This window comes from Thermobaculum sp. T2p (genome assembly GCF_059335935.1).
On the sequence record NZ_JANZYQ010000027.1, the window covers coordinates 16,139 to 38,953 of the forward strand.

The 22,815-nt window shown below is 48.4% G+C and carries 24 protein-coding genes; 19 read left to right on the forward strand and 5 right to left on the reverse strand.

Annotation, left to right across the window (positions count from 1 at the left end; all coding sequences use genetic code 11):
• Positions 1-76 precede the first annotated feature (76 nt).
• Positions 77-1,042 carry a sortase domain-containing protein gene (locus N2245_RS12400; protein ID WP_494537047.1) on the forward strand — a complete coding sequence of 322 codons (966 nt, stop codon included), beginning with the start codon at positions 77-79 and terminating at the stop codon, positions 1,040-1,042.
• A gap of 17 nt (positions 1,043-1,059) precedes the next feature.
• On the opposite strand, the gene N2245_RS12405 is transcribed toward N2245_RS12400, so the two are convergent.
• The gene (locus N2245_RS12405) at positions 1,060-2,361 is read right to left on the reverse strand and encodes a (Fe-S)-binding protein (protein WP_494537048.1); all 1,302 of its coding nucleotides are present in this window, start codon (positions 2,359-2,361) and stop codon (positions 1,060-1,062) included.
• A 74-nt stretch (positions 2,362-2,435) separates the two neighbouring features.
• Between N2245_RS12405 and N2245_RS12410 the strand changes: the two genes are divergently transcribed.
• Both N2245_RS12410 and N2245_RS12415 read left to right on the forward strand, forming a co-directional pair.
• Positions 2,436-3,404, forward strand: a complete 969-nt coding sequence (locus tag N2245_RS12410) for a nucleoside hydrolase (protein ID WP_494537049.1) — start codon at positions 2,436-2,438, stop codon at positions 3,402-3,404.
• Between the two features lie 47 nt (positions 3,405-3,451).
• On the forward strand, positions 3,452-4,585 hold the full coding sequence (locus N2245_RS12415; RefSeq protein ID WP_494537050.1) for an LCP family protein: 1,134 nt from the start codon (positions 3,452-3,454) through the stop codon (positions 4,583-4,585).
• Between the two features lie 49 nt (positions 4,586-4,634).
• Here N2245_RS12415 and N2245_RS12420 read toward each other — a convergent pair whose 3' ends face one another.
• A complete protein-coding gene (locus N2245_RS12420; protein WP_494537051.1) occupies positions 4,635-5,003 on the reverse strand; it encodes a SaoD/DsrE family protein in 369 nt (122 codons plus the stop codon).
• Positions 5,004-5,245: 242 nt separating this feature from the next.
• Positions 5,246-6,196, reverse strand: coding sequence for a D-2-hydroxyacid dehydrogenase (locus N2245_RS12425; RefSeq protein ID WP_494537052.1), 951 nt, complete (start codon positions 6,194-6,196; stop codon positions 5,246-5,248).
• A 282-nt stretch (positions 6,197-6,478) separates the two neighbouring features.
• Between N2245_RS12425 and N2245_RS12430 the strand changes: the two genes are divergently transcribed.
• The 5 genes from N2245_RS12430 to N2245_RS12450 all read left to right on the forward strand — a co-directional run bounded on the left by N2245_RS12430 (position 6,479) and on the right by N2245_RS12450 (position 10,431).
• Positions 6,479-7,264 (forward strand): 3D domain-containing protein, encoded by a 786-nt coding sequence (locus N2245_RS12430; RefSeq protein WP_494537053.1) that lies wholly within the window; start codon positions 6,479-6,481, stop codon positions 7,262-7,264.
• A gap of 160 nt (positions 7,265-7,424) precedes the next feature.
• Positions 7,425-8,075, forward strand: a complete 651-nt coding sequence (locus tag N2245_RS12435; protein ID WP_494537054.1) for a DedA family protein — start codon at positions 7,425-7,427, stop codon at positions 8,073-8,075.
• A gap of 67 nt (positions 8,076-8,142) precedes the next feature.
• Positions 8,143-8,904, forward strand: coding sequence for a hypothetical protein (locus tag N2245_RS12440; protein WP_494537055.1), 762 nt, complete (start codon positions 8,143-8,145; stop codon positions 8,902-8,904).
• Between the two features lie 18 nt (positions 8,905-8,922).
• A complete protein-coding gene (locus N2245_RS12445; protein WP_494537056.1) occupies positions 8,923-9,378 on the forward strand; it encodes a PRC-barrel domain-containing protein in 456 nt (151 codons plus the stop codon).
• Between the two features lie 318 nt (positions 9,379-9,696).
• Positions 9,697-10,431 carry a C40 family peptidase gene (locus N2245_RS12450; protein ID WP_494537057.1) on the forward strand — a complete coding sequence of 245 codons (735 nt, stop codon included), beginning with the start codon at positions 9,697-9,699 and terminating at the stop codon, positions 10,429-10,431.
• A gap of 58 nt (positions 10,432-10,489) precedes the next feature.
• Here N2245_RS12450 and N2245_RS12455 read toward each other — a convergent pair whose 3' ends face one another.
• The gene (locus tag N2245_RS12455) at positions 10,490-11,068 is read right to left on the reverse strand and encodes a BP74-related protein (RefSeq protein WP_494537058.1); all 579 of its coding nucleotides are present in this window, start codon (positions 11,066-11,068) and stop codon (positions 10,490-10,492) included.
• 165 nt (positions 11,069-11,233) lie between these two features.
• On the opposite strand from N2245_RS12455, the gene mptA reads away from it, so the two are divergent.
• The 5 genes from mptA to N2245_RS12480 all read left to right on the forward strand — a co-directional run bounded on the left by mptA (position 11,234) and on the right by N2245_RS12480 (position 15,507).
• Complete coding sequence (mptA, locus tag N2245_RS12460; RefSeq protein WP_494537059.1) at positions 11,234-12,676, forward strand: GTP cyclohydrolase MptA; 1,443 nt, start codon at positions 11,234-11,236, stop codon at positions 12,674-12,676.
• A gap of 201 nt (positions 12,677-12,877) precedes the next feature.
• On the forward strand, positions 12,878-13,558 hold the full coding sequence (locus N2245_RS12465) for a precorrin-2 dehydrogenase/sirohydrochlorin ferrochelatase family protein (RefSeq protein WP_494537060.1): 681 nt from the start codon (positions 12,878-12,880) through the stop codon (positions 13,556-13,558).
• Complete coding sequence (cobA, locus tag N2245_RS12470) at positions 13,555-14,349, forward strand: uroporphyrinogen-III C-methyltransferase (RefSeq protein WP_494537061.1); 795 nt, start codon at positions 13,555-13,557, stop codon at positions 14,347-14,349. The genes N2245_RS12465 and cobA overlap by 4 nt, the downstream gene beginning before the upstream one ends.
• A 50-nt stretch (positions 14,350-14,399) precedes the next feature.
• Positions 14,400-14,810, forward strand: coding sequence for a VOC family protein (locus N2245_RS12475; RefSeq protein WP_494537062.1), 411 nt, complete (start codon positions 14,400-14,402; stop codon positions 14,808-14,810).
• Between the two features lie 19 nt (positions 14,811-14,829).
• A complete protein-coding gene (locus N2245_RS12480; protein ID WP_494537063.1) occupies positions 14,830-15,507 on the forward strand; it encodes a DUF4230 domain-containing protein in 678 nt (225 codons plus the stop codon).
• Between the two features lies 1 nt (position 15,508).
• Here the strand turns inward: N2245_RS12480 and N2245_RS12485 are convergent, their stop codons facing one another.
• A complete protein-coding gene (locus N2245_RS12485; protein ID WP_494537064.1) occupies positions 15,509-17,014 on the reverse strand; it encodes a molybdopterin-dependent oxidoreductase in 1,506 nt (501 codons plus the stop codon).
• A 160-nt stretch (positions 17,015-17,174) separates the two neighbouring features.
• Between N2245_RS12485 and N2245_RS12490 the strand changes: the two genes are divergently transcribed.
• From N2245_RS12490 to N2245_RS12515, 6 genes are all read left to right on the forward strand, one after another.
• Positions 17,175-18,536: a branched-chain amino acid ABC transporter substrate-binding protein gene (locus N2245_RS12490; protein ID WP_494537065.1), complete on the forward strand. Its 1,362-nt coding sequence runs from the start codon at positions 17,175-17,177 to the stop codon at positions 18,534-18,536.
• A 74-nt stretch (positions 18,537-18,610) separates the two neighbouring features.
• Positions 18,611-19,534 (forward strand): branched-chain amino acid ABC transporter permease, encoded by a 924-nt coding sequence (locus N2245_RS12495; protein ID WP_494537066.1) that lies wholly within the window; start codon positions 18,611-18,613, stop codon positions 19,532-19,534.
• A gap of 141 nt (positions 19,535-19,675) precedes the next feature.
• Positions 19,676-20,743, forward strand: a complete 1,068-nt coding sequence (locus N2245_RS12500) for a branched-chain amino acid ABC transporter permease (RefSeq protein WP_494537172.1) — start codon at positions 19,676-19,678, stop codon at positions 20,741-20,743.
• 11 nt (positions 20,744-20,754) lie between these two features.
• Positions 20,755-21,522 carry an ABC transporter ATP-binding protein gene (locus N2245_RS12505; protein WP_494537067.1) on the forward strand — a complete coding sequence of 256 codons (768 nt, stop codon included), beginning with the start codon at positions 20,755-20,757 and terminating at the stop codon, positions 21,520-21,522.
• Between the two features lie 68 nt (positions 21,523-21,590).
• A complete protein-coding gene (locus N2245_RS12510; RefSeq protein ID WP_494537173.1) occupies positions 21,591-22,298 on the forward strand; it encodes an ABC transporter ATP-binding protein in 708 nt (235 codons plus the stop codon).
• A 262-nt stretch (positions 22,299-22,560) separates the two neighbouring features.
• Positions 22,561-22,800 (forward strand): heavy-metal-associated domain-containing protein, encoded by a 240-nt coding sequence (locus N2245_RS12515; protein ID WP_494537068.1) that lies wholly within the window; start codon positions 22,561-22,563, stop codon positions 22,798-22,800.
• The last annotated feature ends 15 nt before the right edge of the window (positions 22,801-22,815 follow it).

The window sequence follows — 22,815 nt, forward strand, 5'->3', positions numbered from 1 at the left end:
CACAAAACCCTATCGTCGGTACCTACGTTATACTTTTATGAAGAGGCTACCAAAACCATTTTTGAAAAGGAAGAACATGTCTAAGATTAGAACTTTCAATGCCAGTTTCTGGCTATTTGTTGCGATAGCATTCTCGGTCCTATTGAATGCTTGTGGTGGCAACGCTAACAGCAGTGCAGGAATGCCTTCTCCTACCCCTGTGACGCAAGGAGCGGTTGCTTCTAGCCCTACTCCTGCGCCCTCTCCGTCTACTGACGAGGCAGTTGCGCCAACGCCTTCTGCTACTGAAGCTGTGGCGAGCCCATCACCTACACCTGCGCAGGTTAGTCCTACTAGCACCATAGCTAAAGAGAGGGTTAACAAATACACCAGGATTATGTATGTTGACGGCATTCGGGAAGGATACGTAGGCGTCAACCTCAGGGCTAGACCTTCCACCGAATCACAGTCCTTGCTAGTTATCAAGAACAGAGAGCCTGTTAGGACCACCAAGGGTCCTATGCAAGGAGCCGATGGTAACCTATGGTTCCCCGCAAGCTATCATGGTAAGGAAGGGTACATATTAGCTACACTGCTTAGTGCGCAGAGGCCAGCTCCTCCCCCAGTACGTCTTATCATAAAGAATGATAGACTGGATGTGGATGCCGCTGTTGAGTACGTGGGGTTAACTCCCGATGGGGCTATGGACGTGCCCAAGAAGTGGGAGGATGTTGCCTGGTATCGTTTAGGGCCAGTCCCTGGTCAGCAAGGTAACTCAGTAATAGCAGGTCACCTGGACTCCACCACAGGTCCGGCGGTCTTCTGGAAGCTGAGAGACATCAAGATAGGGGATGTGGTGTCCGTAATTGACGAAGATGGACATAAGATTAACTTCAAAGTCACGAAGATTCAATCCTACTTCGACGAGGATGCGCCTCTGTACGATATATTTGGTCCCACAGATAAGTCTCGACTGAACCTTATTACATGTGATGGTTCATGGGATCCTAAGGCTAAGAGATATGATAAGAAGCTGGTGGTGTTCACGGAGAAGATAAGTTAGGGCAATCTACTACTTTTTCAGTCCTCATACACCTGGTCCAAGATCTGGACGAGGTGCTTTACCTCTATGTTGAGTCCCCTTTGGCGTAGACCTTTCTGTAGCTGGAGCATACATCCTGGGTTGGCGGATACTATCACCTTGGCGCCTGTAGCCAGCGCGTGCTTTAGCTTTCTATCCAGTAGCTGGTTCGACATTTCAGGGTTCGTTATGTTGTATATTCCAGCACTGCCACAGCATAGCCTAGCTTCCTGCATCTCTACCAGCTCTAATTCGGGTATGGATGCAAGCAGTTCCCTGGGCTGCCTATATATTCCTTGAGCATGTGCTAGATGACAGGGATCTTGGTAAGTAACCTTTAGGGGTAACGATCTGTGAGGCTTACTCATGCCTACCTCACTCAGGAATTCGCTTACATCTCGAACAAGTGATGAGAAATGTTTTGCTCGCTCGTGCCACTCTGGATCGTCCTTGAAGAAGTGTGGGTATTCTTTGAGCGTTGCTCCGCAGCCTGCAGAGTTCACGATTATGTAATCGAGATCAAGTTCTTCAAATGCTTGTATGTTGGCCTTCATCATCTCGATGGAGCATCTTCTCTCTCCAGAGTGTACGTTGAGAGCGGCACAGCACCCCTGTCTCTTCGGGATTACGACCTCACAGCCATTGTGTTGCAGAACTCGTATCGTTGCCCTGTCTATCTCCGCAAAGGCAGTGCTCATGATGCATCCTGCAAATAATCCAACCCTGAATCTCTTGTTACCCTTAGGTGGTACCACTTGGTCCCTTGGAACAAAGAACCTGGAGGGGATTTGTGGCAGCAGCGCCTCCTTGTCAGCAAGATGGAGTATATCTAGTATGCGCGTCGACCTTGCAATACTCGAGAATCCTAACCGCTGATATAGCCAGATGGCCCTGCTAAACGCCCTGAAGAGGGTCATGCTTGCAAACAACTTGTTAAACACCACCCATCTCAGAGCTCTGACCCAAAGGCTACGCGGATGCTTTCTTTCCAGCTGGGCTCTAGCCGACTCTACCAGCACCCCGTATCTGACTCCGGAGGGGCATATGGCCTCGCAGGCCCGACAGTCTAGGCATTCATACATTTGGTGATCCAGGATGGGATCTCTGGCGTCAAGTTTTCCTTCCCATACGGCCTTTAATAAGTGGATTCTTCCTCTCGGAGAAGAAGTCTCCTTGAAAGTGAGCAGGTAGGTAGGACATACCGACAAGCAGAGGCCGCACTGGACGCATGCGTTGATTATATCGTATGCTGGGGGGTCGAGTTCATCCCAGTTCTGTAGTGTATTACTCGAAGGCCACACAAGAAGTATAACTAATATCAGGCTGTTCGAGTAACCAAAACAACAGCAAACGAGATTACTCTAAGGAGGAAGCGATGAAGGTCATCATAGATTGTGACATGGGCATAGACGATGCTATAGCTGTAGCTTATGCTTTAGCTCTTCAGGATGTGGATGTGCTAGGTATAGGATCGGTCCACGGTAACATTGAAGCTGATGTGGCGGCCGAGAATACGCTCAAGCTGCTCAAGGTCATGAACAGGACTGACATTCCGGTGGCAGTGGGCGCACCCAAACCGATGATCAGACCTCTCTCTATGGCTAAATTCGTACATGGTGAGGATGGCTTGGGTAATGCGAACTTTGCACCTTCAGGACTGGTTCCTTCGGATGAGCATGCAGCAGATCAGATAATCAGGCTTGCTCGTGAAAATCCGGGGGAGATCACCCTGATAACCACTGGGCCCCTGACGAATGCTGCCATAGCGCTTCTCAAGGAGCCTAAGCTGCCTCAGCTTATACCTCATGTTGTGGTGATGGGAGGAACTGTAGAGCATCCAGGCAACGTCGGGCCAGTATCAGAAGCTAACATAGCTCACGACCCAGAAGCTGCACAAATAGTGTTTAGTGCTCCTTGGAAGGTAACTATGGTGGGACTGGATGTTACCATGAAGACCTTACTCCTAGAGCAACATCTAGATGCATGGAAGCAGGCTAGAACGCCTCTTACCGAGTGGTTACTGCGCATAGTGCCGTTCTATATGCAGTTCTACTCGCAATCGCTTGGGTACATGGCGTGCGCTATGCATGATGCGCTCGCGGTCGGCATAGCTGTTGGTAAAGTAGAGGTTCATGAGTCAGTGACTTGTCCAGTTTGGGTAAACACAGTAGTTGGGCCTGGCCTAGGGCAAACGGTAGCTGATAGAAGATCGGAAAGCATGCGGGCGACTTCGGAACCTTACTACTTTATAGGTGAGTCTAACACAGAGGTGATCATGAAGGTAGATGGTGATGCGTTTGTGTCACACTTGGTGGATTCTATTGCATCTTATCAAGTAAGATAATATAGCTATTTTAATTTACAGTCATAAAATTTCAATCGAGGTATCTAATGGGGACCAGGATTAGGATCGGTAGAAGAATTAACATATCTCCTCTGTGGGTGGCCATAGCCATAATAGTGCTAATTGCTGCCCCGGCTCTATACCTGGCTGCTAAAACTTGGCAGACCAGCAGATCCATATATCACGAGATCCCCACACAGGCTCAAGGAGCTCTTACACCTGCGCCAACTGGTCGCATACCGATAGTAATAATCACCCCGCAGGCCACATCAACCCGCAGTATTGCTGGGCAACTGACTCCCTATGATCCTTCGAAATGGGTACCATCTCCTACCGCTGAAGCCACGCCAGTAGTACAGAGTAACATAAAAGATTGGAATGGCAAGAAGAGAATAAATGTCCTGTTGGTAGGTGTAGATAGAAGAGGCAATGAGATCCCAAGGACAGATACTATAATACTTGTCTCTTTGGATTTCGAACATAATCGTGCGTACGTGCTTAGTATTCCAAGAGATCTGTACGTGAACGTCCCGGGCTTCAACTACTGGAAGATCAATGCAGCTTATGCCTTAGGAGAAAATCCCAAGTATAAGAAGCAGGTAGGAGGTGGTATTGGCCTGCTGATAATGACTCTACGGCAGAACTTCGGTATAGATATCGATGAGTACGCCACAATAGATTTCGAGGGCTTTGTCAAGGGCATAGATGCGATAGGCGGAATCGATATAAGGGTACCCAAGAAGATAGTGGACAACCAGTATCCATCTGAGAAAGGTGGGTACGAGCGTGTAGTTTTCAACCCTGGTTTACAACATATGAATGGTGAAACGGCCCTCAAATATGCGCGTACAAGGCATGCCGATAGCGACTTCGGGCGCATGAAGAGGCAACAGCAGATCATGCTTGCTGTTCAGCAGAAAGCTAAGAGCCCATCTATTCTCTTGAAGGCACCCACGTTGCTTAACATCATAAAAGGGCACGTGGAGACAAGCCTTTCTCCCTCCGAACAATTAAAGCTTGGCAGATGGGCCGCGTCGCTACCCAAGGGGAACATAGAGTTCTACTCGATAGAAGGTCCTATAGGGATGACTCCAGATGGGCAGTCGGTGGTCTACGCCGATTGGAATGCTATAAACCCGATCCTGAAGAAGGTGTTCGGGCCACAAGCCGGCCATCCATAGCTTTTACTGAACTTTTGCTGGGCACTACATCTGTGCCCAGCAAAAGTTGTTATAAAGTGATGACCTGGTCGGGTGGATTGGTCTCCAAGGAGGCGTATAGATCGGGGAAACAACCGACCTGCACACCCTCCACCACGTTCTTTGGATAACACTTGCCGTCTGGTCCAATCTCAGCTAGCCCTCGCTCTACAGCGCACTGGTCACAGAGCATCAGCATTATGCCCTTCTCCTTTGCGACCTTAGAGAGTCTCTCGCCTATTGGGTCACCCTTTCGGAGCATATATGTGTTGTCATCAAAGAAGAACATGCCGATGACCTCAGCGCCGTGCCGATTTTCCTCCAGCTGCGGTAAGATCATCTTGCCCAGCTTGTAGCTAACTGTATGGCCACTTGTACTGAAGATGTAGGCTACTTTCATAATTGCCCCTTTCTATGCTAATCTTGTGCACTCCCAAGAATCATTAAATGATACTGGTATCATTTAATCTGGCGCAAACAACATAGGAACATCCTCTCCAGATAGAGAAGTAGAGTATCTTGGATTCATCAGACTAGTCATTTATATGGAAATCTATAGAAGAAAACAAATCATGGTGTCCTGAAGCAGCATCCACACTGCTCTCAGGTTCCCAGAGACTGTCACTTTGGCTTCTGCCGAAGCTAGTAACCTCGGGCCAGATCGACTTGGTTGAGCAAGGGCTCTCCCTGCAGCCAACGCCTTAAGTTTTCACAGAAGAACTTTGCCAGTCGCTCGGCAGAATACGGCGAATACCCTGAGGTATGAGCTGTGATAAACACGTTAGGGGTTGACCATAATGGATGGTCTGGAGGCAGGGGTTCAGGATCGGTCACATCCAAATAAGCTGCTGCTATCCAGCCCTCGGACAGGGCCCTCATGAGAGCTTCGGTCTGGACAATCTTCCCCCTGGCTATGTTTAACAGCACGGCCGAGTTCTTCATAGCCTTGAGCTCGGGTTCACCTATTAATCCTTCGGTCTGTGGTGTAAGAGGAGTAGCTATGACTACATAGTCACCTTTTCCTAGCGCTGTATGCAGGCTATCAGGCGTTAGCATTTCATCAAAGTACTCAGAACTCCTGCCGCTTGATCTTACACCTACGATTTTCATCCCAAGGCACTTCGCCCTGCGTGCTATCGACGCTCCTATTCCTCCTGCCCCTACAATTACCATTGTCTTACCGCCAAGCTCATCGCATTCCTCTGCCTGCCATTCGTGGGCTTGAAAGTGTCTAAACAGGAGGTGGAATCTTTTAGCATGCGCTAGCGTCATTGCTATAACCCACTCTGCTATAGGTTCACCATGCAGCCCAGCACTATTAGTCAGCACCAAATTTCTGTTTTGGAGAATAGGTATTAGACCCTCCACTCCAGCACTGTAGCTGTGTACCCACTTGATGGAGGGGAACTTGTCTAGAATCTGAACTAGTAGGTCGTTAGGGATCTCCGACCTGATTAGAATCTGAGGATGATAAACGGACTCACTTAGAGCTCTTTCAATAGGTATAAGCTCTACAGATCGATCTACAGATCTGATTTGATCTCCAAACTTGTCTATGACCGATACGTTAGCTATTATCTCTGTCTTTTCCAACTTATCCCCTCTTATTGCTTTTGATCTTAGTAACAGGCTAACTAAGGTCAGTCTGTTGTGTCAACGCAACCCAAGGGTTCAACTGACCCATGGATACTTGTGGCGTTATTGACAACTACAGATGCATCATTTATACTCGGCAGTAAGGTTGCTAACCAAACCTTAACCTTTGAAGGTCTGGAATTTGCTGGTATTAGTATGATAAAACGCCCTGCGATATAGCCGCCACCTCTGTCGCAGGGCAATTATGGATAAAACTATAAATTCAGACGGAGGGATGTCGTGAAAAGCTTGCTGTCCAATAAGTTATCTCTTTGTGTCTTGCTTTTGGCACTAGTTCTACCAATTGCCTCCTTCCCCGGTAAGGGTTATGCATATTATGGCGTGACCTTTTACAAGGGAGACAAAGTACAGGTACGTAATACAAGAGGCGCGGGCTTGAGGGTGCGCGTTGGCCCTGGTCTGAGGTATGCCAAGCTAACGACTATGCGAGAGGGACAAGTGGTTACCGTAGTGGCCGGTCCAATCTGGAGTGATGGGTACGGCTGGTACAAGGTGACCGGTTATGACTCCGCTGGTAATGCGGGCTGGGCTGCTGGCTGGTGGCTCTACAGGATCAGCCGCGCGGATAACACACCTCCTGCTCAAGTTGCGCAAGTGCGCGTCCAAGAGTACTCAGATGAAAGTGCTGCTTCTGATAGCTCATCTAATACAACAAATACCAAGGTAACAGTTTCCAGACCTTCAGAAAGCAACGCTAGCAGCGCTCCGGTGAGTTCTTCTGGAAGGACCTATAGTGTACTGACCTCTGGCTTCAATGGTGCCGAGTTTGGTTCTACCGGTTACATGGCTAATGGTCGTCGGGTTCACTGGGGAGCCGTGGCCGTTGACCCAAGATACATACCTCTTGGAACCAGGATGTACATCTCGGGATTCGGTAATCAGGTATTCGTTGCTGAGGACACTGGCGGAGCGATCAAGGGCTGGAGAATAGATATATGGTTCCCCAGTGTGGCACAGGCCAGGCAATACGGTATGCAGTGGAGGACTATAACCATAATTCCATAGTCTTGGCCAACAGTTGCTTTCGTGGCGGGGCTTTCCCAAGCCGAGGAGAGTTTCATATCTCCTCGGCTTGGTTTTTAGGAAACATATTGGAGATAATAACAGTCCTAATTGTCAGACTTAACAGATGCTATTATTTTCCCAAAAACATTAGGGGGTAGAAGTGCCTGATCTGGCCGACCTTATAAACAAGATCCTGGATTTTCTCGAGCCTTTCTATGCTCGCTACGGGTATCTCATAGTGTTTGTTGGTGCCATGCTAGAACACACATTCCTGGTATCGTGGGCTCTTCCAGGAGGCATAATGATCGCTCTGGGTGGGATGTACGCTCAGGGAGGAGATCTGAATATTCTGGGTGTGATTCTCTGTGGTATCTTAGGGTTCATGGTCGGCGACCATATAGACTACATAGTAGGGAGAAGAGGCTCCAAGGTGCTTGAAAGACTTACAAAAGGTCGATCAGCTAATGCGCCTAACATCTGGAACCTGAAGGCGATTCCGGCCATGATTCCCGCTTATATACATACTCTCACTAGGTCAACCATGTTCATGGGCGGCGCTGCCTCGGGCAAACTTCCCTACTACAGGTTCTTGGCAGTGTCTTTTGGTTTGGCAACTTTCTGGAGCGTAACAAATAGCGTAATTGGCTACTGGGTGGGTACCAGTAGAGATGAGGTGCTAAGGGTCCTCAACTATATAGGCCTAGGGGGGCAGATATTCGTTCTGGCATTTATAACTGTGGGGCTTCTTTTGATCCTAAGACGCAAGCCCAAATCTAGCAGCAAGCTGCCTAACAGCCTGGATCCAGAATAACATTTGGCATGACTCCTGCGGAGTAAGCTTTAGCTAGGGCTTTTTGCTTTTAGCGAGGAGGTGTTCAATGAGATTAGGTAAGGTATCCTTGGCTTTGGCTTTGCTTGGTGGCTTAGCGTTTTGGTTGAGGAACAAAGTGTCGAGTATTCGTACTGAAGTTGTCTTAGAACAGGGGCGCGGTGCGCTTGCTGACACCAGGGTCGAGATCCAACAGGCATCAAAACAGATAGGGCAAATTGTTGCGAGTACCGCTAAGAATACGGCAGATAGATTGACCAATGTGGCAAGGTCTGCTACTGGGAGTAGAGTGGATGCAACTACTACCTCAACTCAACCTACACATATCACTAGGCAGAACGAAGTAATATCTGAGGCTACACTGATCCCGGACAACCCAGCAGGGAGCGTAGAGCAAGGCGCTGAACTTTGGGCTGGGGTTCAGGATGAGCCCGTGAATGAGTCTGTTTCTGTCTCGAATCCCCCGCCTCCACCAGAGCCGCCTGCCTCGGTGGAGCACGAAACTGAAGCGATAGTATCGCAGAACACAACTGCAGATGCATCCGGCTCATTGACTGGTATGGAGGACGCTGCTGCGTCAAGATCATGGAAGTACATGCAGGAGCAGGAAGAAGGATCTGAGTCTCGTTCTACATCGAATCCCACTTATGGAGAGGTTAGTGCTGCGCCTGTAGATGGGATATCAGACGACACAGGTGTATTGAAGCCTCCTAAAGACAAGAGCGAAGGTAGTCGTGCATCTCGGCATCGAGAAGAAAGCATGAATAATACTCATTCGGAAGACGAGAATCCAGCTTCTAGTAGTACTTAGTTACTAAGGAGGTGAGAGATGAGCACCAGTGACCGCAACTATGATGAGCAAAAGGAGCAGAGACTTTCCGATGAAAGGCTCGATATGGACATAGCGCCTGAAAGCGAGCTCTCCTCTGAGGATTACCAGCATGTTGAAGCTTCTGTTCCACCCGAAACCCTGGAGGCAATGAAACAGGTTGAGGAACAAAAAGAGCAACCTGTGGAGCTCCCAGAGGTCAAGGGTTTCACCGTTATGGCTACAGATGGGAAGGTAGGCACTGTTGATGATGTGGTCGCTACTACAGATGTTGACTCTAGCTACATGCTGGTTAAGGAAGGACTGATATTTAAAAAAGAGGTTAAGGTACCTTTCTCTGCTGTAGACAGAATAGAGGATAATGTGGTCTATCTGAATGTAGACAAGCAGTATGTGAAGTTTATGGAAGGGCAGGAGCCTTCCCATGCCGGAGAACCAGTAGAACCTATTCAATAGCGAAGCTCCACAACTTGACGAAGCTAGAATCAAAGCGAGGGGATTTCCCCTCGCTTTTTCTTGTTTTTCTGTTTAACCAAACATTAACATTTTTCTTACCAGTTATGGAGCACAAAAATCTTGACATGTCGGTTGTTATACGGATAAGCTACTGCTGCAACGCTAAAGCTGAGTTCTTAGTAGAAAGGAGGTGGTCGACTAGTCAAGTAGTGTAGAGGAGTCATAGTTGGATTCCTTTCACTCTCTATCGCGAGGCTGTTGCTAACTCACCACCAGCAGCCTGGATAACAGCAAAAGACTAGAAGAAAGAACGGAGGGATGTCTGTGAGACTCAAGTTGTTCTCGTGTGCTCTGTTGATTGCATTAGCGCTGTCTGTCGTGCCGGCAGTTGGCTCTAAAGCCGCTGGCGTACCTGGGCAATACGCCTATACCACTACTTGGTTGAATTTTAGAACTGGACCAAGCATCAATTACTCCATCATGCGTGTTCTTCCCCCACAGGCAACAGTGTACGTTATTTCTGGGCCCTATAACTATGAGTGGTACCGTGTGTCTTATGACGGGCTGACTGGTTATGTCCATGGCTACTATATTCAACCTGCCGCATCCGGTACTACTGAGCTTTCCTCTCAGAGTACCAGCTATACTAACACCACTTACTCCAACACCTACTCAAGCAAGGGCCTTGCTATAGCCAACACCGCCAAGCGCTATGTAGGGTACAGATATGCCTACTACGGTAATACCCCATCTGAGGGTTTCAGCTGTGTAGGCTTTGCCCAGTGGGTGTACAGGCTCAACGGCATATGGATACCTGAGAATCTGTGGGGTCAATACAGCATGGGCTGGTCCGTGTCCAAGAGTGAGTTGCAACCTGGCGACCTGGTGTTCTTCCAGAACACTTGGTGGAGAGGACTTTCCCATGTTGGAATTTATGTGGGTGACGGCTGGATGATTGATGCTGGATCTCCAGAGACCGGCGTCCACTGGAGTAATATCAACTGGGATTACTTTGCTACCCGCTGGTTCGGTGCTCGTCGTCTAGTGAACTAGATAGGTCAGCCAACACCTACAAGGGGATCGGGTTACTAACCCGATCCCCTTAGGCTTTCTAAGCTAGGAATCTGCGTATGCAGTATATAGTACCGCCTGCCAAAGCTAGGACGGACGCTACTAGTATTGATCCTGCTATACTGCTTTCTTTAGGCTCATACATGCTGCCTGCACCGCTGTTAGGGAGTTTGGGTGCAGTGCCCTGAGACCCTTTCATGTACTCCACCGACACTAATTTTGCTGACCAGGGGCAGTATCTACCGACCTTTTCTATAAAGTAATTGACGTTATCTTCCACATAGCTAGGTGTTCCATCGCAGAGCTCTATCATGAAATCCGCCATAGATATATCTTGTGGGTCTAGATGCCAACTGTATGGAGCATTGTGTTTCATCTCCCCCGCACCAGGTAATATCTTCCCATTGGGAATGCTAGCGGTGCTCTTACCTTCCTTCAGATCGAGTATTTGAGCTATAGTTGCTGGATTACGTATCAGCACCTTGAACTTTTCTCCATTGACGTCAAAGGTTGCTATTATTGCTGATTCCTCCTCGGCTAGAGAGGAATCAGGGAGGAACGCGGATCCCCAAGTGGTTATAAGTGTGGCTAGAAAGATAAATCGAAGAAGACCCCTCATGCTTATTGTCCCCCAGGAGATTGATTTTGGATTTTGATCAAATAACTGTCTTTATGCACCTTTTGTTCCTCTAAACTTCTATAGATTTATCTTTAGTTCCTGTACTGGCTCATATAAGCTGTAAGTGGTACAACAGGTTCTGAGCCTTTCTGGAGGTAGATAGAAGTGCACACTGTTTACATAGGATTGGGATCTAATCTGGGGGATAGATATGCCAATATAGCTGAGGCCATCCAGTCTCTGCGCTCGAGAGTGAAGATCAACAAGGTAGCCTCTATATATGAAACCGAACCAGTGGGATACAAAGAACAGCCCAAGTTTCTGAATACGGTAGTTGAGGGACAAACTGATCTTGATCCAAGGGGTCTACTCAAATTCCTCAAGTCCATAGAGCACAGGATGGGTAGGAGGCCTTCTTTCAGAAACGCACCCAGGCCAATAGACCTTGATTTGTTGCTGTACGACGATTTAGTCCTCAAATCAGAGGATATAGAAGTTCCTCACCCTTACATGCACGAGAGAGCGTTTGTACTAGTGCCCTTTGCTGAGATAGCTCCTGATGTGGTCCACCCGGCCTTAGGTGAGTCTATCGCTCAGCTTCTGGAGAAGGTGGATAAATCTGGTGTCAGAAAAGCAAGAAGGGGGCTGGCATTACGCTTGTCTCGTGATGTACAGGGACAGGAGCCAGAGGTAGCCGTACGCCTCGGTCGTGTGGGGGTGACGAACGTACAGAGGATGATCAAGCTGGGTAGAGGGTCCAGATCCAGGGTACTGCAGGCCGAGATAAGCCTGCTGGCAGATATAAGTCCAAACCAGAAAGGGCTTCATATGTCTCGTTTCAGTCATGCTCTTGATGAAACTCTGGATGATGCGGTTGCTAATGAGGCCCCAGACGTGGAATCCCTTGCTCTTAGGATTGCTGAGAAGATCGTGAAGGCCCAGAAGGCCCTCAGGAGTGAGGTAAGAATAAGAGCTAAGTTCTCGCTTCGCAGATATGCTCCTATATCAGGAATCCCAACAGATGAGATGTATACTTTGCTGGGAATAGCAGTTTGTAAGCAGGATAGTTACCGGCGGATGGTAGGGATAGAAGCGGAGGGTATGACGGCGTGCCCATGTGCACAGGATATGATACTCGAACACTCTAAGGAGAGGCTAGCCGAAGAGGGATTCACATCAGAGGAGGCAGAGAAGATTCTGGCCGCCATACCGACTGCCGCGCACAACCAGAGGTCGAAAGCTACTATACTTCTTGGGACAGATGCAATGGTAAGAGCTGAGGACTTGGTAGAGATAGCTGAGTCCTCCATGAGCTCAGAGAACTACGGTCTTCTCAAGCGGCCAGACGAGTTCTTCGTAGTTCATAAGGCTCATCGTAGGCCTCGCTTCGTAGAGGATGTGGCTCGGGAGATACTGAGATCAGCGGTAAATACTTACTCTGACTTGCCTGAGGAAGACTTCCTGTTAGCCAGGGTGGTAAGTTTTGAGAGCATACACAAACACGATGCTTACGCTGAAGGATTCGGTACTTTCGGCGAACTAAGAGAACAGGTCATATATGGCCGCAGCCCTTCCAAGTGTACCACCTTGGAAGAGTGGCTAGGATGAACCTTGCAAGTAATCTCAGACCCCAAAAATAGCTATAGGCTATTGATAGTCAGTGGTTACTAATTGCAAATAATAGCAGTAGAAATAAAGCTGCATTAGGAGATAAATTTTTGCCCTTCTATCTAGATTTTTGATATCATCCAGAAATAAGCGGGGAAGATTAGTGATATATTGCACTTTTTTGCAATTGAGAGGTGAGCTATGGCCAGGACGCACGCTGATAAGATCTACGATTACTACCCTGCATTTCTGGATCTATGCAGAAAGAAGGTAGTGGTTATAGGTGGTGGTGAGATAGCTACAGGCAAGGTTAAGGGCTTGATTCCATGCGGTCCTGATCCGCTGGTGGTTATAGCTCCAGAGGTTTCTGACTACATCAGGGAGAGGGCTGTCGAAGGTCTTCTTACCTGGATACAGAGAGAGTATGCCTATGGAGATCTAGAGGGTGCCTATATATGCTTTGCTGCTACCGATGATAAATCAGCCAACGCTAAGGTGGCAAAAGAGGCCAGGGAGAGGAATATCCCGATCCTTGCTGTAGACGATATCCCAAACTGCGATTTTATTGCTCCCGCAATAGTGCGCCGAGGTAGATTAGTTATAGCTATATCTACCAATGCCTTGAGTCCTGCTATAGCCAGCCATGTTCGCAGAAAGATAGAACATGACTTCCCTCCACATTGGGCCCAGCTGCTTGAGGTAGCTGCCACCGTAAGGGAGAGGCTTGGTCCTGCCAGATTTACTATAGATCCAGAAGAATGGCAGCGTGCTCTGGATGATGATCTCAAGTCACTTGTGTGGGAGGGTAAGGTAGACGAAGCGACAGAGCTGCTTTGGAGTAGACTGGCTCCGGATAAGGTTGAATTGGAGGCAAGAGCATGAACTCATCAGGGTTCGTTTCTATAGTTGGGGCAGGGCCGGGAGACCCCGAGCTGCTTACTATAAAGGCGGTCAGGAGATTGGAGCGTGCAGATGTAGTTGTGCATGATCGCCTAATAGGCGATGGTGTTCTTGACTACTGTCGCGAGGACGCTGAACTAATTGACGCCGGCAAGACTCCGGGAGGGCACCGAGTACAGCAGGAGGATATAAATAGGTTGCTGGTGGACAAGGCCAAAGGAGGCAAGTTCGTAGTAAGGCTCAAGGGAGGGGATCCTTTTGTCTTTGGGAGAGGTGCTGAAGAAGCCCTTTTCCTCGCACGTGCCGGGGTGCCTTTTGAAGTGATACCAGGTGTCAGCTCTTCCCTGGCAGGTCCCGCAGCCGCTTTGATTCCAGTCACCCACAGGTGTGTCGCTCGCTCGATCACCATAGCTACTGGCCATGATCGGGACAATTCTTGCGATAAGGTATTTGACTGGGAGGCTTTAGCTAAGGCTTCGGATACGCTTGTCTTCTTGATGGCAGTAGAGAATCTGGAACGAATAGTGTCCAATCTCATCTCTCATGGTAGGAGCCCTAAAGAACTGTCTGCGCTGGTTAGGTGGGCTACTACCCCTGAGCAACAGGTGATATTTGCCCCTCTACAAGAAATCGTACACATAGCCAGATCAAGACACATAACTCCTCCAGCTGTGCTGGTTGTAGGAGATACCGTTGAGATAGGTATGGAGCTTTCTCGAGCTGTTGCTTATGGAGGAACGCTGGAAGAAGTGATGCATGCGCATGTTGCCTAAATAGGTCTTGCGTAGTATATTTCTCTGTAAACATGCTAGGTGGAGGGGTTATGATACTTGATATAGGTCATCCAGCTTACTCAGTATCTGATATAGAACGCTCTATTCAGTTCTACGCAAAGCTGGGGATAAAAGAGGCTTTCAGGTTGTACAACGATGATGGCTCATTGATGCTCGTCTACCTGCACGTAGCAGGAGATAGATTCATAGAGCTCTTCCCAGGTGGGTCTGGGACTGGAATCTCTGCTGACACGTCCTATCGACATCTGTGCCTTCTGGTCGATGATCTAGGGCTTACGCTTGAGGATCTGAGACGGCAGAGGGTGGATATAAATAGAGGTCCTATATTAGGTCGCGATAACAACTGGCAAGCGTGGATTTCTGATCCGGATGGCAATCCTATAGAGTTAATGCAGATCTCTAGGGATTCGCCTCAGTACAAGGCTACGCATCCAAGCTAGTCAAGGAGAAACAATAGCTTTGTCTTCTTCACCTCCTAGCTTACCTCCGGAAGCAACCCCAAGCAGGGGATTCGCAAGGTGGATATTGATCCTTCTGGTTATGGTGCTGGTAATCACCGTGTTTCTTGTCGTAGGATCCTGCCTCTATGTGAGGACCGAGGTCTCCAATCTTGCAAAGGGGCTAGTTCCTAGAGAAACCGTCGTGATCGATACTCGGCAGGATGAAGTTATAAAGAGCATCCAGCAGCTCTCAAGGCTCGAGACGGCTAAGTACACTGTAGAGAAGGTAATTGGAGCTAGTAGGACGAGGAAGTATATCCCTAGTGCTCTGTTAGGGGATAAGATTCTCTTTATAGCACATGGGGAGGTGGTTGCAGGAGTCGATCTTTCCGGGATCACTAAAAAAGATATAAGTGTGCAAGGCGATAGAGTAGAGCTGACACTGCCTAAGCCTCAGGTGTTCTACAGCAGGTTGGATAATGAAAAGAGCTATGTCTACGAACGCAGTACGGGGCTGTTTTCTAAACCTGACAAGGATCTGGAAAGCAAAGTCAGAGCTACAGCTGAAGATCAAATCAGGCAGGCTGCTGTGGAAGATGGCCTGCTGGAGGATGCTAAGCAGAACGCTGAGCAGTCAATAAGGTCGCTTATGACATCCATGGGTTACTCTCAGGTCCAGATATCTTGGAAGGAGTGATCTACTGGCTCGAGCCTATTACTCTTACCTGGATGGAGTGGTAGCCAGTCGCTCCGGACGGTAGTGTTGGCTGCCTCTCTTCAGTCTGCCAGTTACCTTCGCCGTCTTGTGCTCTCACCACCAAAGTGTAATATCCCTCAGAATCAGGCGTCCATTTGTAGCGCCAGAATCGCCAACATAATGGTCCTATCTCTGGATCGAGCTGTGCGGTGTGCCAGGTCTTTCCTGCATCCGTACTCACTTCAACCTTGTTTATACCCCTTGACCCAGCGAAGGCGATGCCTGCTACCTCTGTTTCTTTACCTATCTGTATCTCGGAGTCACTCGCAGGCACTCTGATCTGCGACATGGTTTGGATAGTTGCTATATTACTCCAACCCTGTTGTTGCCAATAGCCCTTGTAGTCCTCATTGACTGCTTCTATTCTCTCAACCCATTTCACGTTCTTCATGCCAAAGATATTGGGCACCAGAAGACGGAGGGGCGAGCCGTGCTTGGAAGGCAGCTGCTCTCCATTCATCTCATAAGCAAGCAGCACTGTTGGCTCCATGGCCTTCTCCAAGGGGATCGATTCCGTGTAGCCATCAGCGCAGGTAAACTTGATATCTATCACTCCATCTCTAACTTGTGCTTGCTCTAAGAGGTCCATCAACCTAACGCCTTTCCACTTGGCATTGCTTATAAGATCTCCTCCGACGGGGTTGGAGATACATTCCAGAGTCTGATCCTGCTCTACAGGGGGTAGCTGCTTGATCTCATCCAGTGTCAGTTCGAATGGCTTTTGTACTAGACCTCCTATTCTAAGTTTCCAAGAGTTACTATCGACATTAGGATCTAGGATGTTCTTAGAGACCACATAGAACTCATCATTTGGTGTAAATGGTTCTGGCATATTGCCACTTGCTTTGCCGGTAGATGTGATAGTTGCCTGACTTAGCAGCCTCTGTATCACGGATACTACAATTCCCGCTGCAGCTACGCCTACCACAGTTGCTCCTAGCTGTCTTAGAAACCTTCTTCGGGAGGTGTCCACTATATCTTTCTTGGTAGCCTGCCTTGAAGAGACGAAGTACTGAACACTTACGTAGTATATGAATACAGCTCCTAAGGTTAGAGCCAAAGTCGATGGAGACCCTCCAAATGTCAGTACAAGTATTCCTAGTGCGATAGCAATGGCTGTGCACAGAGCACCGAAGATCGTCCTGGGATTCGTATTGAAGACCGAGGACATAAATCTGGCAACTAGCAGAAGTAGTCCACCACCGATTACTGCTACCAAAACGGCAGCGAGATAAGCAAAAGGCTTAGCATAGCCACCAAAGAAACCCAGGATGGACTCAAACCACCTCATGGGAATTAGTGTGAGCAGCCTATCAAGTAGGACCTCGATTGGTGAACGGACCTGGAATAAGATTCGAAAGAAGGCTATGAGTAAAATCGCAAAGATAGCTGCAAGCAGCCCATAACCTAGCTTGTATTCCTGTCCAGTTTCTTTGCGTGCATCCACAATTTAGTATATATCTACGACTTCATATGGCAAATATCACATATGTTTGCCTGGATATTGTGGTAATTTGGTTCTTGACACTTGACTTTATCGTTATTATACTCCCGCACAAAGTTATCACTTACCGAGAAATATCACTAAAGAGCAATTGGAGGGGAACATGAGGAAAGGGAAGACCCAACCATCACTTATTGCTGTTCTTGTCTTAATCTTTAGCTTGTTGTTATCCGCATGTGGTGGCACTACTGCTGGACAAACACCAACTCCTGGTACCCAGGGAGTTGGGAGTTCGCCTTCACCATCTCCTACAGCTGCGGCCTCACCGAGCGCCTCACCATCCAGCTCTCCAGCAGCCCAGGAGACTCAGACTGGTGCTAAGTGTCCTGAGAAGAACGAGACGCTCCTGATCTATTCCAGCTTGCCCATGACCGGTCCTTCTCGTGTCCAGACTGTATCTGTTGTCAACGGTATGAAGCTGGCCCTTCAGGAGCACGGCGGTAAGGCTGGTGGATACAAGGTTGAGTTCAAGGCTCTCGATGATGCCACTGCTGCAGCTGGTAAGTGGACTCAAGAGAAGGAGACTGAGAATGCTAACAGGGCCATAAGAGATGGGGCTACTGTGTATCTAGGTACATTCAACTCGGGTGCTGCCGCCATATCTATACCCATCCTAAACGAGGCAGGCATTCCGATGATAAGTCCCGCCAATACGGCCATAAACCTGACCCAGCCTGGACCTCCTGATCCCAAGCTGTACGAGTCCCTATATAGGAATGGGCCTAGAAACTATTTCAGAGTAGTGCCTGCGGACAACCTGCAAGGTACTGCCGCTGCGAATTGGGCGAAGGAGTTGGGAGCAAAGAAGGTCTATGTGCTCAACGATCAAGAAGTTTATGGTCTGGGGCTAGCTCAAGTCTTCCGCGAGCATGCTCAGAAGATAGGTTTGGAGGTTTTGGGATTTGAAGGTATAGATCCACAAGCGGGTTCATATGCTTCTCTCATGCAGAAGATAGTTGATAAAGGTGCGGACCTGGTTTACTTTGGAGGCTTGGTCGAGACCGGTGGCACCCAGCTGGTCAAGGATCTTAGAGATATAGAGCCCGATCCAGAGAAGATAAAGTTCATGGGTCCTGACGGTATTCTCGAGAGCTCCTTTATTGATGGCGCTGGTGATGCTGCTGAGGGAGCCTATGGAACAGTGGCTGCAGCGCCTCCGGACAAGCTCACTGGCCCGGGCAAGGAGTTCTACGAAAACTACAAGAAGACGTTTGGCTCTGAGCCAGAACCATATGCGATCTTCGGTCACGATGCTATGCTAGCTGCCCTGCTCGCGATAGATAAAGCTTGTAGCAAGGATCCCAAGGATGTCCTCAAAGCGCTGAATAACCTGGGTACCGTCAATGGTGCACTAGGCAAATGGAGCTTTGATAAGCGCGGAGATACGACTCTCAAGACCTACCATGGATACCAGGTAAAGGACGGTAAGTGGGTCTGGGTGAAGCAGCTTAATGCTGGTAGTTAGCGGTCTCGGGGCGCGACTTTTAGATTCGCGCCCCTTTTTACTATGTCTTCTGATCAAGTAAAGAGGGTAAGCTTATGGAGACATTTCTCCAGGTTCTTTTAGATGGTATTGCTCTGGGAGCGGTGTTTGCACTTATAGCTCTCGGCTATACGCTAGTCTATGGTATCCTGGAGCTGATTAACTTCGCTCATGGCGACCTATTCATGCTTACATCCTTCATGTCGTTGACAGTTCTTGATGCTATCGGTGTGGATAGCGGAAGCCCGTTTTACATCAAAATCATGGCCTTTTTGCTAGCGCTCGTAATACCTATGATATTTGGAGGGGTATTGAATGTAATCATAGAGAGGGTAGCGTACAGAAGACTCAGAAACGCCCCTCGTCTGGCTCCCCTTATCAGTGCTATAGGGGTGTCATTCATACTTATACAGATTGGACTAACTTGGAAAGGCCCCTCGCCCGTCAGTTTCCCAAGGCTATGGATACCTCCTATTAATCTGCTTGATTGGACAGGGCTTGGACTGAGGTTCTACTTGCGCAGTCTTCTGGTAATTTCTATGACCGTTATCCTGCTTATTCTGCTACGGTTTGTCGTTCTGCATACGAAAATCGGTAAGGCCATGAGGGCTACTTCTCAGGATAGGGATGCTTCGGCTTTGATGGGTATTAACATAAATAGGACCATATCTTTCGCCTTCCTACTCGGAGGTGCGCTTGCAGGCGCTGCTGGCCTGATGTATGGTCTCCACACAGGCACCATGGTGTTTACCAGAGGATTTGAGACGGGCCTCAAGGCCTTTACTGCTGCTGTCCTCGGAGGTATAGGCAATCTGAGTGGTGCTGTTCTTGGAGGTTTCATTATAGGCATAGTCGAATCCTTCAGTAATTACTACCTACAGTCTACATGGACCAATGCTGTTATATTCGCGATCCTGATCGTTATCCTGGTATTTCGTCCCTCTGGTCTGTTGGGCGAGCAGGTAGGAGATAAGGCGTAGGAGGGATGAGGCATGGCTTTATGGGTTTCAAAACAGATTAACAACTTGAGAGAGAACTACAGAAAAGACAAAGTAAACACTGTCACAGCCACCATAGTTATACTAGCGGCACTGACCTGGCCATGGGTTATAGATCCTCTGATGCGGCTCGTGTTGCACTTCAGTATGATAGATCAAATGTTCCCTATCATAGCCTATATCCTGTTGGCCCTTGGCCTGAATATAGTGGTAGGTTATGCTGGATTGCTCGACCTAGGGTACGCGGCATTCTTTGCGATAGGTGCTTATACGATCGCTATCCTGACGAGCCCAAGAAGCCCGGTAGCACAATTCCTTTCTTCGAGCCTACCATTTCTCCATGTCAACTTCTGGTTCTCACTAATACTTGCATTCTTTATCACTGCGATATGCGGCGTAATTCTTGGCGCTCCCACACTCCGGTTAAGAGGAGATTATCTAGCGATAGTTACCCTGGGTTTTGGTGAGATAGTACCGGTTATATTCCTAAATGCCCACAGCATAACTTATGGAGAACAAGGACTGAATGCTATAGACCAACCTGTGATATTTGGTTTCCGGCTGGGGAGTGGGCCACAGAGCACTATAGCCTGGTACTATCTACTGATTGCTATTGGAGCGATACTCATCTTCATCGCCCGCCGCCTGCGGGATTCCCGCATAGGTAGAGCATGGATGGCCATGCGAGAGGACGAGGTAGCAGCAGCTTCGATGGGCATAGATTTGGTTAGAACCAAGCTGCTTGCCTTTGCTATGGGTGCTAGCTTTTCAGGATTTGTAGGCGTTATGTTTGCCAGCCGATACTCCTTTGCCGCTCCCAGCCAGTTTGAATTCAGTACCTCAGTGTTGCTCCTGTGCATGGTCATATTGGGAGGTATGGGTAACATTTGGGGTGTTATTGTAGGTGGTTTTCTCCTAGGTCTTTTTGACAGAGTATTAGCTGACAAAATATCAGAATGGGGACAAACGCTCGGCGAGAGAACCAATTGGTCTTTCCTGCTCAACCTCGATCTTACCAAGTACAGATATCTCATCTTCGGCCTAACACTTGTTATCATGATGCTTCTGCGACCCGAGGGGATACTTCCCAGTGCTGAACGAATGGCTGAACTGCATGAGGATGAGGAGACTCCTGAGCAACTATATGATGTAAGATCCGAAACTCAGTCCACTGGCGGAGCCCGTTCCTAGGAGGGATAGATATGCTTCTGCACGCACACAAAGTTACCAAGGAATTTGGGGGCTTAGTAGCCGTGAGGGATGTCGATTTCACTATTCCCGAAAGGTCCATAGTCAGTATCATTGGGCCAAATGGTGCTGGCAAGACAACCTTCTTTAATATTTTGACCGGATTATACAAACCAACCTCAGGCAGGATAGAGTTCGATGGCTATGATATTACGGGCAAACCTCCTCACGAGATCGTGAAGTTAGGAATGTGTAGGACCTTTCAAAATATAAGGTTGTTTCAGAATATGACTGCTCTTCAAAACGTACTTGTAGGAGAGCATGTACGGCTGAAGGCAGGACTTATTGGAGCTATATTCAGGCCTCCATCTGTTGTAAGAGAGGAAGAGAATGCAGTTAGAAAAGCTAGGGAACTCCTAGCATTTGTTGGCCTTAGGAGAGTGGAAGATGTTACAGCTAAGCATCTTTCCTATGGCGATCAGAGGCGACTGGAGATCGCACGTGCGCTTGCCTCAGATCCAAAGCTACTCTTGCTGGATGAGCCTACAGCGGGAATGAACCCTCAGGAAACGGCTGCCATGACTCGTTTTATCAGTAGATTGAGGGAAGACTTGGGTCTAAGCATTCTCCTGATAGAACATGATATGAAGGTCGTCATGGGGATAAGCGATAGAGTCTCTGTGCTCGATTACGGAGAGAAGATTTCCGAGGGAACACCTAATGAGGTCAGGTCCGATCCAAGAGTTATTGAAGCTTGTCTAGGGAGAGCTGCGACAGCATGACAGAACACAGATCTGCAGTGACAAATGCATTACAACAGACAGGTACTCCGCATGAAAAGCAGGAGTCTATGCTGGAGCTTGAGGATATACACGTCTATTACGGCAATATACACGCCCTAAAAGGCATATCCTTGAACGTACAGCGTGGGGAGATAGTTACCCTAATAGGTGGTAATGGTGCAGGTAAGACTACCACCTTGCGTACGATCTCGGGGCTTATACATCCGAGAATGGGCACTATAAAGCTTGAGGGCAAAAGAATCGAGATGTTGCCAACTCACGAAGTGGTTGCCAGGGGAGTAGGCCACGCCCCGGAGGGAAGGAGGATCTTCCCTCGAATGAGTGTGAAGGAAAATTTGGAGCTAGGGGCTTACCTGCGCAACGACAAGGATGGGATCAGAGCCGATATGGAGAGGGTGTTCACTCTTTTCCCCAGGCTAAAGGAGAGGATAAACCAGAAGGCTGGAACCATGTCTGGTGGTGAGCAACAGATGCTAGCTATAGCTCGTGCTCTGATGGCCCGACCAAAAGTGTTGTTGCTGGATGAGCCCTCAATGGGACTGGCACCAATTCTTGTGGAGCAGATTTTCTCTATCATCAAGGAGATAAATGAGCAGGGCACGACTATACTGTTGGTAGAGCAGAATGCCCTGATGGCTTTGAGCATAGCTCATAGAGGCTACGTGATAGAAACGGGTAAGATAGTACTGGCTGATAGCGCTAAGGCGCTACAAGAAAATGATATGGTACGCAAATCTTATCTTGGTGAGGAATAGATAATGTATGGTGGACCTGCTAAGCCTAAGACTAACGAGAAGACTTTTGATAGAGATCCAGTTGGAGATTACAAGCTCACACACCGTATGGCCGAGATATCTGAAAAGCTGATGTCTACTCCTAATCAGGTGGTAGAATTGGAAGCTCCTTGCCCAGCCTGTGGTGGTCCCCTGGCTGGTAAGGCCAACCCCTATAGCCGTACAATCTCGATATGGTGCCTTAACTGTACGTTTCGTATAAATCGCTAAGGAGTGTGTGGAAGTGGCTTCTACTTTGGATCTCGTGAGCTTCAACGTACCTGGTATGACACAGGATAGTGATCGATCTGCTGTCCATAGTTCTCTAGATGGGGTCCCTGGGATAGAGGAGGTAGTGATAAACTTGCCTGCACGCTTGGTGCAGGTGAAATACGATCCGGAAGAAGTTTCACCTGAAGAGATAAAGGCGTTGATAGAGTCTACTGGCTTGATGGTACAGCGCTACTCCAACGGCTATAGGTAAAGAAGACAATATAGA

What these genes read in the sequence shown, in the direction of transcription:
- N2245_RS12510 (WP_494537173.1), top strand. Translation starts at nt 21,591, where the DNA reads ATGCTGGAGCTTGAGGATATACACGTCTATTACGGCAATATACACGCC.
- N2245_RS12500 (WP_494537172.1), top strand. Translation starts at nt 19,676, where the DNA reads ATGCGGCTCGTGTTGCACTTCAGTATGATAGATCAAATGTTCCCTATC.
- N2245_RS12450 (WP_494537057.1), top strand. Translation starts at nt 9,697, where the DNA reads ATGTCTGTGAGACTCAAGTTGTTCTCGTGTGCTCTGTTGATTGCATTA.
- N2245_RS12440 (WP_494537055.1), top strand. Translation starts at nt 8,143, where the DNA reads ATGAGATTAGGTAAGGTATCCTTGGCTTTGGCTTTGCTTGGTGGCTTA.
- N2245_RS12410 (WP_494537049.1), top strand. Translation starts at nt 2,436, where the DNA reads ATGAAGGTCATCATAGATTGTGACATGGGCATAGACGATGCTATAGCT.
- N2245_RS12415 (WP_494537050.1), top strand. Translation starts at nt 3,452, where the DNA reads ATGGGGACCAGGATTAGGATCGGTAGAAGAATTAACATATCTCCTCTG.
- N2245_RS12475 (WP_494537062.1), top strand. Translation starts at nt 14,400, where the DNA reads ATGATACTTGATATAGGTCATCCAGCTTACTCAGTATCTGATATAGAA.
- N2245_RS12495 (WP_494537066.1), top strand. Translation starts at nt 18,611, where the DNA reads ATGGAGACATTTCTCCAGGTTCTTTTAGATGGTATTGCTCTGGGAGCG.
- cobA (WP_494537061.1), top strand. Translation starts at nt 13,555, where the DNA reads ATGAACTCATCAGGGTTCGTTTCTATAGTTGGGGCAGGGCCGGGAGAC.
- N2245_RS12445 (WP_494537056.1), top strand. Translation starts at nt 8,923, where the DNA reads ATGAGCACCAGTGACCGCAACTATGATGAGCAAAAGGAGCAGAGACTT.
- N2245_RS12455 (WP_494537058.1), bottom strand. Translation starts at nt 11,068, where the DNA reads ATGAGGGGTCTTCTTCGATTTATCTTTCTAGCCACACTTATAACCACT.
- N2245_RS12400 (WP_494537047.1), top strand. Translation starts at nt 77, where the DNA reads ATGTCTAAGATTAGAACTTTCAATGCCAGTTTCTGGCTATTTGTTGCG.
- N2245_RS12490 (WP_494537065.1), top strand. Translation starts at nt 17,175, where the DNA reads ATGAGGAAAGGGAAGACCCAACCATCACTTATTGCTGTTCTTGTCTTA.
- N2245_RS12465 (WP_494537060.1), top strand. Translation starts at nt 12,878, where the DNA reads ATGGCCAGGACGCACGCTGATAAGATCTACGATTACTACCCTGCATTT.
- N2245_RS12420 (WP_494537051.1), bottom strand. Translation starts at nt 5,003, where the DNA reads ATGAAAGTAGCCTACATCTTCAGTACAAGTGGCCATACAGTTAGCTAC.
- N2245_RS12505 (WP_494537067.1), top strand. Translation starts at nt 20,755, where the DNA reads ATGCTTCTGCACGCACACAAAGTTACCAAGGAATTTGGGGGCTTAGTA.